The following is a 12,917-nucleotide window of genomic DNA, read 5'->3' as shown; positions in this document are numbered from 1 at the left end:
TCCTTCAGGACTGTCGGCGCGCTTCGACGGGCCGCCCGCCCACGTCGTCGTGCCAAGCCGACATCAGCACCCGGAAAACCGTATGGCCCGGCTGCGACTCGCATTCGATGACGCCGCCATGATCTCCGACGATCTTGGCGACAAGCGCCAGTCCGAGCCCCGAGCCGCTCGGCTTCGTGGTGATGAAGGGGTCGAAGATGTTCTCTCGGATATCTTCCGGCACGCCGGGTCCGTTATCCTCGACCACGAATTCCAATGGCAGCGTCATGCGCGATTTGGTGCCCGGGACAGACAAGCGAACTCCCGGCCGGAACGCGGTCGCCAGCCGGATTTCGCCGTTGTTCTGGCCGTTCAACGCTTCGGCTGCATTCTTCACGAGGTTCAGGAAGACCTGAACGAGCTGATCCCGGTTGCCGAGCACGTAGGGCAATGAAGGATCGTAGGTTTCGATGAACTTCAGATCGCGCGCGAAACCGCTGCGCGCGAGCGTCTTCACATGCTCCAGAACCGAGTGAATGTTCACGGCGGAACGCTCGATCGGGCGCTGGTCGGAAAAGACCTCCATCCGATCGACCAGCTTGACGATGCGGTCGCTTTCCTCGCCGATCAGCCGCGTCAAGGCACGATCCTCGTCCGAGGCGGAGGTTTCCAGAAGCTGCGCCGCACCCTTGATGCCGGACAACGGGTTGCGGATCTCGTGCGCCAGCATCGCCGCCAATCCCGTCACCGAGCGGGCGGCGGAACGGTGCGTCAGCTGTCGATCCATCTTGTCGGCGATCGACCGAAGCTGGATCATGACGACCACATGCTCCGGGTCGTCGGCGAGGCCCGACACGTAGAGGTCGACCAAGCGATCCTGACCGAGGCGCGGTGACGACACGTCGACCCGGTATTCGCTGATCCGGGCGCGATCGCCCCTCACCTGTTCGATCAAGGAGAAAAGCGGGCTGTCGCCTGGAATGAAGTCCGACAACCGGCGCTTGGCGAGATAGGAAGCGCCCGCTGAAAAGAACTGCTCGGCATCGGCGTTCGCGAACACCATGCGCCCTTCCCCATCCAGCACAACTACGGGATGGGGCAGCGCGTTGAGCGTTTGAACGGCAAGTTCCGGCGGTTGCTTGACGAGTTCCAAGTCAGGCCGCCTCCGCCGTCTCGCGACGCGGCGCGAATTCCACATCCGCGGCCGACAGATCGCCGAAGATATCGGCGATCATGGCGAGAACCGCTTTGGGCGAGTCAGATGCGAGCATTCGCGCACGATCCGGCACCAAGGAATGGCTTGTGACGTCGACCATCCCATCGAGATACCAGCCGAGATGCTTGCGCGCCGCGCGCGAGCCGACCTGAACGCCGTAGTGATCCAAGATCGCCTCGTAATGGGCGGCGATCAGCGAAGCGAGGCGAACGGTTCGAAGGTCATGCGCCTGTATCGCGCCTGCGACCAAGGCGGGGAACCAGGGCCTGCCCTGCGCCCCGCGCCCGATCATCACGGCATCGGCTTGGCTGGCGCTCAGCATCGTGTTCACCCGATCCGACGCAACCAGATCGCCGTTCGCCACCACCGGCACGCCCACGGCATTCTTCACGGCGCGGATCGCCCGCCAATCCGCCCGACCGGAATAGAACTGCATGCGGGTGCGGCCGTGCACGGTGATCATTCGAACACCTGCGGCTTCGGCCTTCGCCGCGATCTCGGGAGCGTTGATGGTGGCTTCGTCCCAGCCGAGACGCATCTTCAAGGTGACCGGCACGGAGCCAGCCCCTTCGACGGTGGCTTCGACGATGCGCAATGCAAGCTCAGGCTCGCGCATCAGCGCCGATCCGGACAAGCCCCCGACGACCTTCTTGGCCGGGCAGCCCATGTTGATGTCGATGATATCGACGCCGTCCGCAGCCAGCCTTTCGGCCGCCGCCCGCATCCAGACCGGGTCCCGGCCAGCAAGCTGGACGACATGCGGCCCGTCGCCGTCCGCCTTTGCGCGAAGGGCGCTTTCGGGATGGCCGCGAACGAGTTCAGCGCTCGCCACCATCTCCGAGACGACGACGCCTGCACCAAAGCCGCGCACGATCCGGCGAAAGGGAACGTCGGAAATGCCGGACAGCGGAGCAAGAAAAGCGCGGTTGCGGAGCCTTATGCCTCCGATATCGATCGGCAAATCCAACCCTTGGCGAAATGGCTGATTTTCAGCTTCTACGCCCAAAAGGTCATCAATATCGAGATATGTTGATTCTCGCGCCATCGGAGCCAATCTACCGAGTGATGCCCAAAAGACAAGCAGTTTAGCTTGCGCTGCAACATCGGCTATGGTCCACCGGCGAAAGATGAGTACCATGCCTGATTTCCCTCACCGCGAAGCGCTTTCCATCGTCGCGATCATCGTCGCGGCGGGTCGAGGAATGCGTGCGGGGCCCCCTTTCGAAGAACCGAAACAATTCCGGCTCCTGGCCGGGCGAACGGTTCTTCAGCACGCTGCCACGCGACTTTCCATGAGCGACATCTTCGATGCGATCATCGTGGTGGTGCATCCCGATGATCTCGATCGAGCCAAAAGCGAGCTGGCGCATCTTCCATCCGTCCGTTTTGCGCTGGGCGGCGCTACCCGCCAGCAGTCGGTTCGCGCAGGCCTGGAGGTGATCGCCGAAGAAAAGCCCGACATCGTGCTGGTTCACGACGCCGCGCGCCCCTTCGTCGATGCCGCGCTCATCGCGCGGGTCGTGGATGCGGTCAGCGACGGGACGGCGGCGCTGCCGGCCTTGGCGGTGGCCGATACGTTGAAGCGCACCGGGAATGACATGCTGGTGGAAGCGACGGTCGATCGACGCTCTCTCTTTGCAGCTCAAACCCCGCAGGGCTTTCCCTTCGCGCTGATCCTCGATGCCCATCGGCGGGCGGCGGCCGAGAATCGACACGATTTCACCGACGATACCGCCGTCGCCGAATGGGCCGGTTGTCGGGTCAGGATCGTGGAGGGGTCGACGGAGAACGTCAAACTCACATACCCGGCGGATTTCCGGCAGGCGGAGGCGAAGTTGCGCATGATCGATGTTCGGACGGGCAATGGCTACGACGTCCATCAACTGGTGGCCGGCGACCATGTCACCCTGTGCGGAGTCCGCATCCCCCACGACCAGTCGCTGGCCGGTCATTCCGATGCCGATGTCGGGCTTCACGCCCTGACCGACGCTTTGCTCGCGACCTGCGGCGCCGGCGACATCGGCGTGCACTTTCCGCCGTCCGACGAGCGCTGGCGCGGTGCCGCCTCGCACATCTTCGTGCGGCATGCGGTGGAGATCGTTCGCCGGAACGGCGGGCGCATCTGCAATGTGGATGTGACCCTCATTGCCGAAGCACCGAAAATCATGCCGCATCGCGACGCGATGATGGCCGCCCTCGCCGACATGACCGGGCTGGACGCGACGAGAGTATCGGTGAAGGCGACCACCAACGAGACGATCGGCTTCATCGGTCGACGGGAAGGCATCGCCGCCATCGCGACGGCGAGCGTCAGCTATGGCGAAGCGGTTTCATGACAAAGGAAACATCGGTTCTCGCATCCCGTCTCGTCGCCCTTCTGATCGAACGAAAGCTCGTGATCGCGACCGCCGAGTCCTGTACCGGCGGAATGATCGCCGCCGCGCTGACCGATATCCCCGGCTCGTCCGCCATTCTCGACCGCGGCTTCGTCACCTATTCCAACGCAGCGAAAACGGAGATGATCGGCGTTCCCGCCGATCTCATCCTGCGCCACGGCGCGGTCTCAGCGGAAGTTGCCGTCGCGATGGCCGAGGGGGCGTTGGCGTGTTCCAAGGCCGACCTCGCGGTGGCAGTGACCGGCGTTGCCGGCCCGGGCGGCGGCAGCACAGAAAAGCCCGTCGGCCTCGTTCATTTCGGGATCGCGAGCCGAACCGGAACTCGCCACGCAGTGCAGAGCTTCGGCCCGCTATCGCGTGAGGAGATCAGGCTTCGCTCGGTCCATTTCGCCTTGTCGTTGATCGACAGCGCGGCTCAAGCCACCGGTGCCGGGACGCCGTAGATCCTGTCGGCCCGCTCCTCGAAAGCCTGCGCGAAACGCCGAAAGGCGAAATCGAACATCGAGCCCATCAGCATTCCGAGCATCCGGCTTTTGAACTCGTAGTCGATGAAGAATCGGACGTTCGCGCCGTTCGCGCCGTTCGGCTCGAAGGTCCAGCGATTATCGAGATAGCGGAACGGGCCTTCGAGATACTTCACGTCGATCTCGTTATCCGTCGGGCGCAGCAGAACCTGCGAGGCGAAGGTCTCGCGGATCATCTTATAGGCGACGGTCATGTCGGCGATCAGCAGCGACTTGTCGTCCCTTTCCTGCCGCGAACGCACTTCCAACCGCTCGCAAAGCGGCAGGAATTCCGGATATTTCTCGACATCCGCGACAAGGTCGAACATTTGATCGGGACTGTGCTTGACGGTGCGCACCGTCTCGAACTTGGGCATGACGAAAACCGCATGAGAATCTCACGCGAAGCTAAGGCCGCGCGAGGTCAACCGCAAGAAGGCTGTTCAAGCGGCCGCTTGTCGCGCGATCCGTGCGGCCCGCAGCTTGGCGAAGTCCTCACCCGCATGGTGCGATGACCGGGTCAGCGGGCTGGAGGCCACGAGAAGGAAGCCCTTGGTGTAAGCCACGGTCTCATAGGACTTGAATTCGTCAGGGGTCACGTAGCTCATCACGGCGTGATGCTTCTTGGTCGGCTGGAGATACTGGCCGATCGTCATGAAATCGACATCCGCGCTTCGAAGATCGTCCATGAGTTGCAGAACCTCGTTCCGCTTCTCACCAAGCCCAACCATGATGCCGGACTTCGTGAACATCGTGGGATCGAGCTCCTTGACCCGCTGCAACAAACGCACGGAATGGAAGTAACGCGCGCCCGGCCGGACCGTCAGGTAGTTGGACGGAACGGTTTCCATATTGTGGTTGAAGACGTCGGGCTTGGCGGCCACCACCACTTCCAGCGCGCCGGGCTTCTTCAGGAAGTCGGGCGTCAGGATCTCGATCGTCGTTCCCGGCGCGGCTGCGCGAATCGCGCGGATCGTTTCCGCGAAATGTTCCGCGCCCCCATCAGCGAGATCGTCACGGTCGACAGAAGTTACAACGACGTGGCTGAGCCCCATGGCGGCCACCGCCCGCGCGACGCTCAATGGCTCGTCCTTGTCCAGCGCATGCGGCTTGCCGGTGGCGACGTTGCAGAAGGCGCAGGCGCGCGTGCAGATGCCGCCCATGATCATGAAGGTGGCGTGCTTCTTTTCCCAACATCCGCCGATGTTTGGGCATCCCGCTTCCTCGCAGACGGTCACCAACCGGTTGGAGCGGACGATCTCGCGGGTCTCGTCATAGCCTTTCGAGACGGGCGCCTTGACCCTGATCCAGTCCGGCTTCGGCAGACTCACATTGTCGGGACGATGCGCTTTTTCCGGATGCCGGACGCGAGCATCGCTGGCCGAAGGAGCGCGACTATCGAGGATGGTGACCATGCCGGTAGATTTAAGCCGGACAGTTCCTTCGTGCAACGAAAACAAACGCCGTCCCCATCTTGGTGGGAACGGCGCAAGTCGAACTCGAGAAGACTGGTGTTAAACGCGGCGGCCGCGGAACATCCGGGCGACGGCGATCAACAGGCAGGCGCCGATGAAGCCGATGATCAGGTAGGCGATGACGCCCGTGAAGCCGACGTTGAACGCCGCGAGGATCGCGTTCAGAACCACGGCACCGACGATGCCGAGGATGATGTTCATGAGGATGCCCATATCGCTTTTCATGAACTGTTCGGCCAGCCAGCCGGCCAATCCGCCGATGATGATGGCACCGAGCCAACCAACGCCGTTAGTATCCATCGCGCAACTCCATGCAGCAGGTGTGTTGCAGAAGAGATTGGGCGCGGGTGGTGCGCGGCAAGATGACGCCGCTGGAAAATGCGGCAAAAGTTCGAACGGCACGAGCTTTTGGCCCGTGCCGCCTCAGTCCTTACATATGGATGACGCGGCCATATGCATCGAGAACGCTTTCGTGCATGGTTTCGGACAGGGTCGGATGCGGGAAGACAGTGTGCATCAGGTCCTCTTCGGTGGTTTCCAAGCCCATCGCGACCACGAAGCCTTGGATGAGTTCCGTGACCTCCGCTCCCACCATGTGGGCGCCCAACAGCTCGCCGGTCTTGGCATCAAAGATCGTCTTCACCAGACCCTCCGGCTCTCCGAGCGCGATGGCCTTGCCGTTTCCGACGAACCGGAACCGGCCGACCTTGATCTCCCGCCCCCCTTCCTTCGCCTTCGCCTCCGTCAAGCCGACGGACGCGACCTGCGGCTGGCAATAGGTGCAGCCGGGGATTTGCTCCTTCTTCATCGGATGGACGTGGAGGCCCTTGATACCTTCCACGCAGATGACGCCTTCATGCTCGGCCTTGTGCGCCAGCATGGGGGGGCCGGCCACGTCGCCGATGGCATAGATGCCCGGAATGTTGGTGCGGCCGAGCCCGTCCGTCTTCACGATGCCGCGCTCGACCGCGACGCCGACGCCTTCGAGGTTCAGGCCTTCCGAATTGCCCTGAACGCCGACAGCCGAGATCAGCCGCTCCGCCTTCAGCGTTTCCGTCTTGCCCTTCGCCTCGACATCCACCGAAACGCCGTCGCTGTTCTTGGTCACCTTGGCGACCTTGGCTTCCGTCATGAAGCGGATGCCGAGCTTCTCGAGCTGCTTGCGCGCGACGCCGGCGACTTCCGCATCCTCCACCGGCAGGATCTGCGGCAAAAGCTCCACGACCGTCACCTCGGCGCCCATCGTCCGGTAGAAAGACGCGAACTCGATGCCGATAGCGCCGGAACCCATCACGACGAGGGATTTCGGCATGGATTTCGGCTTCATCGCCTCGAAATAGGTCCAGATACGATCGCCGTCCGGTTCGATGCCGGGGAGGACGCGCGGACGCGCGCCGGTTGCCACGATCACATGCTTGGCCGTGTATCGACCTTCGCCCAGCACGGTCTTCGGAACCGGGTTCTGTGGTTCCACCGGCGGCTTCTTCATCTTGCCGACCGACACCTCGACAGGCCCGCCCTTCGGCGCCTTTTCGATACGCGCCTCGCCCCAGATGACGTCGACCTTGTTCTTCTTCAGAAGCATGCCGACGCCGCCGTTCAGTTGCGCCGAGACCCCGCGCGAGCGCTTCACGACATCCGCGATGTCGAATTCCGGCTTGGCGATCTTCAAGCCGTAGTTCTGGCCATGCTCGGCATAATGATAGATCTCGGCCGAACGCAGAAGAGCCTTCGTCGGAATGCAGCCCCAGTTGAGGCAGATGCCGCCCAGATGCTCGCGTTCCACGACGGCCGTCTTGAAGCCGAGTTGCGCGGCGCGGATCGCCGCGACGTAGCCGCCCGGTCCGCCGCCGATGATCAGGATGTCGTAGGTGTCCGCCATGGCGAAACGTGCCTTTCCGAAGAAGCTGGCTGGAAGAATGATTCAGTTGCGGGCGAGGATGGCCTTGACCGGTTCAACAAGGGCTTCACCCAAGCGTCTCGTATTGACCGCATCAAGATGGAAGCCGTCGATTTCGGTCGTCTCGCAGACTTCACCGGCATCGAAGAAGTCGCAGCCATATTCATCGGCCACAAGCGAATAACAGTTCGAAAACCGCTGCGACTCTTCGATGGCGTGGCCAAGAAGGACGGACCCCACGGTATCGTCGGTCGGCCGGAAACAAGGCGGCGACACGATCAAGGCCCTGGATTGCGGAAAAATACGCATGAAGGGGAAGGTCTGGACGATTTCGACCAGCCGTTCCATGCCCATCCCGGCTTCGAATGCGCGCCCCCCGCCGGTATGGCGCTTGAGGTCGTTTGTGCCGAGCAGGAAGACCACGAGATCCACCGGCTGGTGCGTCGCCAAGATCGTCGGCAGGACGCGAGCGCCGTTCCGGTCCGGATAGGCGCTCGGATCATCGTAGATCGTCGTTCGACCGTTGAGGCCTTCGACGATCACTCTCGCTTCACTTCCAAGCCCATCGGCGAGAACGGAGGGCCAACGGTTCTCATAGGCATGGCGACCGCCCGTTTCGGCATCGTAGCCCCAGGTCAGGGAGTCGCCGTAGCAGAGAACCGTTTTCATGGCCGAATTCCTTAGACGAGCATCCCCATCGGGTTCTCGATGAAGTCCTTGAATGCCTGGAGAAGTTCCGCGCCGAGCGCCCCGTCCACGGCTCGGTGATCCGTCGACAACGTGACGGACATCACCGTGGCGACCACCACCGCGCCGTTCTTCACCACTGCGCGCTGCTCACCGGCGCCCACCGCGAGGATCGTCGCGTGGGGCGGATTGATGATCGCCGCGAAGTCGCGAACACCGAACATTCCAAGGTTAGACACCGCCGTCGTGCCGCCCTGGTATTCCTCGGGCTTCAGCTTGCGCGAGCGCGCCCGGCTGGCCAGGTCCTTCATCTCGTTCGAGATCGTGGACAAGGTCTTTTCGTCCGCGCGACGAATGATCGGCGTGATCAAACCGCCCTCGATGGAAACTGCAACGCCGACATCCACCGCCTTGTGCTTCAGCATGGCGCCTTCCGTCCAGGAGACGTTGGCGTCCGGCACCCTTTTGAGGGCCAGCGCCATGGCCTTGATCACCATGTCGTTGACCGACAGCTTGTAGGCCGGCTTCTCGCCCGCCGAGGACTTGACGTTCGGGGCGGCGGAATTGAGCTGGGAACGAAGCGCGAGCAGCGCATCGAGTTCGCAGTCCAGCGTCAGATAGAAATGCGGAACGGTGGTCTTGGCTTCCACCAGACGGCGAGCGATCGTCTTGCGCATCCCGTCATGCGGCACCTTCTCATAGGAGCCTTCGGCGAAGAGCTTGAGGACCTGATCGTCGCTCTGCGCTTTGGGCTGAACCGGCACGGCCGCATCGGCCGTCGGCTTGGCCGCGGGCTTGCCGGCTTCGGTCGCCGTTTCGGCCTTAGGAGCCGCCACGCCCTTCGCAGCGCCTTCCAGATCCGCCTTCACGATCCGGCCGTGCGGCCCGGACCCGGAGACGCCGGACAGGTCGATTCCCTGTTCCTTCGCAAGCCTGCGCGCCAGCGGGGATGCGAAGACGCGACCGCCGCCGGATGACGAAGACGACGATGGCTGAGACGCGGGGCGACCGGCCGGCGATCCGACGACGGCGGTATCGTCCGACTTGGCATAGCCCTGCCGTTCGGGGTCCTTGGCGTCTTTCACGCTGCCGACCACCGCGTTGTCGGCGGCGACATCACCGACCGGCTTGGTGTCCGAGCCGGAGGCCTGCGCTTCGCCGCCCGTCGAACTGGCATCTTCGCCTTCACCGGCCAAGACGGCGATAACCGCGTTGACCTTCACGCCTTCGGTTCCGGCAGGAACCACGATCTTGGCAACGGTTCCTTCGTCCACGGCTTCGACTTCCATCGTCGCCTTGTCGGTTTCGATCTCGGCGATGACATCGCCGGCCGAAACCTTGTCGCCTTCCTTCACCAGCCATTTGGCGAGGTTGCCCTCTTCCATGGTCGGAGAAAGCGCCGGCATCGTCACGTTGATCGGCATGAAGCGTCTCCGCGAATCAGGTGTCAGTTGTTGTGTCGGCCGAAGCGCTCGCTTCGACTGGGCCCGTCGGCTGGCTGAAAGGCCAAAGTTCGGCGAGCGGAAAGGAGATCGCGTCGAACGGCGCGACCGACACATGGTCGGTCCCGCTGAAGGTTCCTGTCAGGAACCAGCCTCCGTCGCGAAGGGAGAAGGTTTCGAGAATCTCGGCGCGAGGGTCGAGAATCCAGAAATGAACGACGCCGGCTTTGGCATAGACCGCGCGCTTCACACCGCGATCATAGGCTTCGGTCGACGGCGAGACGACTTCGCAGATCCAATCCGGCGCCGTCTCGAAATAAGCGGTGTCCGGCAAGACGGGCATGCGCTCGCGCCGCCATCCAGCCAGATCGGGCACCACGACGTCGTCGCCGAGATGGAGTTCCGGCTCGTCCAAAATAATCCATCCGCCAGGGCCGTCGCGCCCTCGGTCGAACGGACTGCCTATCGTGATCCCGAGCGCCGAACTGGCGACGGCATGCTTCGGCGCGGGACGCGGATGGGTGATCAGCGAGCCCTCGACGATCTCCGCCACGAGATGGGGCGGCACCGCTTCGAGGTCGGCATAGGTGGCACGACGAGATCGCGGGAGCGCCGACATCAACGCCTCCCCCGACCTGCATTCGGAACCACCCTGCCCGCCATCGTGTCAGCCCCGGTAGCAGACCGCCTTCACCGCCTCGATCACTTCCTTGACGGATGGCAAGGCGAGCTTCTCGAGATTGGCGGCGTAGGGCATCGGAACGTCCTTCCCGGTAACCTTCAACACCGGAGCGTCGAGGTGATCGAAGGCACGCTCCATCAGCTCGGAAGCGATATGCGAGCCGACCGAGCCTTGCGGCCAGCCTTCCTCGACGGTGACGCAGCGATTCGTCTTCTTCACCGAGCGGACGACCGTATCGATATCGAGCGGGCGGATCGTGCGCAGATCCACGATCTCCGCGTCGATGCCGTCTTTGGCGAGTTCCTCGGCCGCCTTGACCGCGTAGGTCATGCCGATACCGAAGGAAACGATCGTCACGTCCTTTCCCTTGCGATGGATACGGGCCTTACCGATCGGAACGGTCCAGTCGTCGGTTTTCGGGACCTCGAAGGAATGACCGTAGAGGATTTCGTTTTCAAGGAAGATGACCGGGTTCGGATCGCGGATCGCCGACTTCAGAAGCCCCTTCGCGTCCGCCGCCGTGTAGGGCATCACCACCTTCAGGCCCGGAATATGGCCGTACCACGCCGCGTAGTCCTGGCTGTGCTGCGCGGCAACCCGCGCGGCAGCGCCGTTCGGACCGCGAAACACGATCGGACATCCCATCTGGCCGCCCGCCATGTAGAGTGTCTTAGCGGCCGAATTGATGATCTGATCGATCGCCTGCATGGCGAAGTTGAAGGTCATGAATTCGACGATGGGCTTCAAGCCGGCGAAGGCCGCGCCGACGCCGAGACCTGCGAAGCCATGCTCGGTGATCGGCGTATCCACAACGCGCCGCGCGCCGAACTCCTCGAGGAGCCCCTGGCTGATCTTGTAGGCGCCCTGATACTCGGCAACCTCTTCGCCCATCAGGAACACATTGTTGTCGCGACGCATCTCTTCGGCCATCGCATCGCGCAAAGCTTCGCGGACGGTGGTGGAGACCATCTCGACCCCGGCCGGGACCTCTTCCGCCAGATCGCCGTCAACGTCGTCGGGTTCGGGATGCTTCATGCCTTCGGCCGGAACGGATTTCGGCCCGGCGGTCTTTTCGGATGTCGCCTTCTCGCCGGCGAAATCCTCTGTCTTGGCTTCCGCAGGCTTCTCGGCGGCTGGTTTGGCCGCACTCTCTCCTGCGCCGTTCAAGGCCGACTTGTCTTCGCCTTCCGCCAGCAGAATGGCGATCGGGGCGTTCACTTTCACCCCTTCCGTGCCGGCCTGGACGATGATCTTGCCGATCACACCTTCGTCCACGGCCTCGACTTCCATCGTGGCCTTGTCGGTCTCGATCTCGGCGATGACATCGCCGGGCGATACGCTGTCGCCCTCGTTCTTCACCCATTTCGAAAGGGTGCCCTCTTCCATCGTCGGGGAAAGGGCAGGCATCAGAATCTCGGTCGGCATCGTGCCCTCCAGTCCTTACTCAGCCGCCTGCGGCACGGCGTCGGCGTAGATGTCCGTCCAAAGCTCGGAAGCATCGAGCTCGCGGTCGTTCTGTGCGAAATCGGCGGAATCGGCGACGGTTTCGCGAACGTCCTTGTCGATCGCCTTCAGGTCGTCCTCGGACATCCCATAAGCATCCACCAGACGCTGGCGCACCTTCTCGATCGGATCATTTTCGGAGCGCATGCGCTGCACCTCGTCGCGCGTCCGGTACTTCGCCGGGTCCGACATCGAGTGGCCGCGATAGCGATAGGTGAGCATTTCGAGGATCATCGGACCCTTGCCGCTGCGGCAATGGTCCAGCGCCAGCTCGCCGGCGGACTTCACGGCGCGTACGTCCATGCCATCGACCTGAATGCCCGGAATCTTGAACGACAGGCCGCGATGGGCGAAGTTGGTTTCCGCCGAAGCGCGACTGACCGACGTGCCCATGGCATAGCGGTTGTTCTCGATCACGTAGACGGCCGGCAGCTTCCAGAGCGAGGCCATGTTGAAGCTCTCGTAGACCTGCCCCTGGTTTGCCGCACCGTCACCGAAATAGGTGATCGAGGCGCTGTCATTGCCGTTGTAACGGTTGGCGAAGGCGAGACCCGTGCCGAGCGGAACCTGTGCGCCGACGATGCCGTGGCCACCGTAGAAATGCTTCTCCTTGGAAAACATATGCATGGAGCCACCCTTGCCCTTGGAGTAGCCCCCGCGGCGCCCGGTCAGCTCCGCCATCACGCCGCGCGCTTCCATACCCGTCGCCAGCATGTGGCCGTGGTCGCGGTAGCCGGTGATGACCTGATCACCTTCCTTCATCGCCATCTGCATGCCGACGACGACGGCCTCCTGGCCGATATAAAGGTGGCAGAAGCCGCCGATGAAGCCCATGCCGTAAAGCTGGCCGGCCTTTTCTTCGAAACGACGGATCAGGAGCATATCACGATAAGCGCGCAGTTCCTCGTCCCTCGAGAATTCCTGCGGCTCCGGGGCGCTGAGCTGGGCCAGGGAGTTGACGAGTTCGGCAGAGTCCTGGGTCTGCTCCGCGTCGGTCGGCTTCTTCGGTTTCACCGGGGCCATGATGCGTCTCCGTATCGCGGGCATCCACATGGCGGATGCGACTGAAGCGCGAATATACCGAGACACGGAACCGCCGCAAGACGGCCATCAATCTTAAACCAAAATTGAGTT

The 12,917-nt window shown here is 62.9% G+C and carries 13 protein-coding genes; 2 read left to right on the top strand and 11 right to left on the bottom strand.

The annotated features are described in order from the left end of the window. Positions 1-4 precede the first annotated feature (4 nt). Together F9929_RS19410 and dusB are read right to left on the bottom strand one after the other, a co-directional pair. Complete coding sequence (locus F9929_RS19410; protein ID WP_235919439.1) at positions 5-1,132, bottom strand: two-component system sensor histidine kinase NtrB; 1,128 nt, start codon at positions 1,130-1,132, stop codon at positions 5-7. A 1-nt stretch (position 1,133) separates the two neighbouring features. Further along, complete coding sequence (gene dusB, locus F9929_RS19405) at positions 1,134-2,156, bottom strand: tRNA dihydrouridine synthase DusB (RefSeq protein ID WP_235919437.1); 1,023 nt, start codon at positions 2,154-2,156, stop codon at positions 1,134-1,136. Between the two features lie 175 nt (positions 2,157-2,331). On the opposite strand from dusB, the gene F9929_RS19400 reads away from it, so the two are divergent. Next, entirely contained in the window at positions 2,332-3,531 is a 1,200-nt protein-coding gene (locus tag F9929_RS19400; RefSeq protein ID WP_152048209.1) for a bifunctional 2-C-methyl-D-erythritol 4-phosphate cytidylyltransferase/2-C-methyl-D-erythritol 2,4-cyclodiphosphate synthase, read from the top strand. Continuing rightward, entirely contained in the window at positions 3,528-4,034 is a 507-nt protein-coding gene (locus F9929_RS19395; RefSeq protein WP_152048208.1) for a CinA family protein, read from the top strand. The genes F9929_RS19400 and F9929_RS19395 overlap by 4 nt, the downstream gene beginning before the upstream one ends. Here the strand turns inward: F9929_RS19395 and F9929_RS19390 are convergent. The 9 genes from F9929_RS19390 to pdhA all read right to left on the bottom strand — a co-directional run bounded on the left by F9929_RS19390 (position 4,007) and on the right by pdhA (position 12,806). Then, positions 4,007-4,471: a type II toxin-antitoxin system RatA family toxin gene (locus F9929_RS19390; RefSeq protein ID WP_152048207.1), complete on the bottom strand. Its 465-nt coding sequence runs from the start codon at positions 4,469-4,471 to the stop codon at positions 4,007-4,009. The genes F9929_RS19395 and F9929_RS19390 overlap by 28 nt on opposite strands. Positions 4,472-4,537: 66 nt before the next feature. Further along, positions 4,538-5,509: a lipoyl synthase gene (gene lipA, locus F9929_RS19385; RefSeq protein WP_152048206.1), complete on the bottom strand. Its 972-nt coding sequence runs from the start codon at positions 5,507-5,509 to the stop codon at positions 4,538-4,540. A 99-nt stretch (positions 5,510-5,608) separates the two neighbouring features. Continuing rightward, positions 5,609-5,869, bottom strand: a complete 261-nt coding sequence (locus F9929_RS19380; protein WP_152048281.1) for a GlsB/YeaQ/YmgE family stress response membrane protein — start codon at positions 5,867-5,869, stop codon at positions 5,609-5,611. Between the two features lie 130 nt (positions 5,870-5,999). Next, complete coding sequence (gene lpdA / locus F9929_RS19375; protein ID WP_152048205.1) at positions 6,000-7,451, bottom strand: dihydrolipoyl dehydrogenase; 1,452 nt, start codon at positions 7,449-7,451, stop codon at positions 6,000-6,002. A gap of 42 nt (positions 7,452-7,493) precedes the next feature. Next, positions 7,494-8,138, bottom strand: coding sequence for an SGNH/GDSL hydrolase family protein (locus F9929_RS19370; protein ID WP_152048204.1), 645 nt, complete (start codon positions 8,136-8,138; stop codon positions 7,494-7,496). Positions 8,139-8,149: 11 nt separating this feature from the next. Next, entirely contained in the window at positions 8,150-9,580 is a 1,431-nt protein-coding gene (locus F9929_RS19365) for a pyruvate dehydrogenase complex dihydrolipoamide acetyltransferase (protein WP_152048203.1), read from the bottom strand. A gap of 16 nt (positions 9,581-9,596) precedes the next feature. Then, entirely contained in the window at positions 9,597-10,217 is a 621-nt protein-coding gene (locus F9929_RS19360; protein ID WP_152048202.1) for a Uma2 family endonuclease, read from the bottom strand. Between the two features lie 48 nt (positions 10,218-10,265). Next, positions 10,266-11,705: a pyruvate dehydrogenase complex E1 component subunit beta gene (locus tag F9929_RS19355; protein WP_152048201.1), complete on the bottom strand. Its 1,440-nt coding sequence runs from the start codon at positions 11,703-11,705 to the stop codon at positions 10,266-10,268. Between the two features lie 15 nt (positions 11,706-11,720). Next, entirely contained in the window at positions 11,721-12,806 is a 1,086-nt protein-coding gene (gene pdhA, locus F9929_RS19350) for a pyruvate dehydrogenase (acetyl-transferring) E1 component subunit alpha (RefSeq protein ID WP_152048200.1), read from the bottom strand. Between the last annotated feature and the right edge of the window lie 111 nt (positions 12,807-12,917).

It is taken from the genome of Aureimonas psammosilenae, assembly GCF_009176975.1.
In the GTDB taxonomy this organism is placed as follows: Bacteria; Pseudomonadota; Alphaproteobacteria; order Rhizobiales; family Rhizobiaceae; genus Plantimonas; species Plantimonas psammosilenae.
This window is presented reverse-complemented; position numbering and strand designations above follow the sequence as displayed.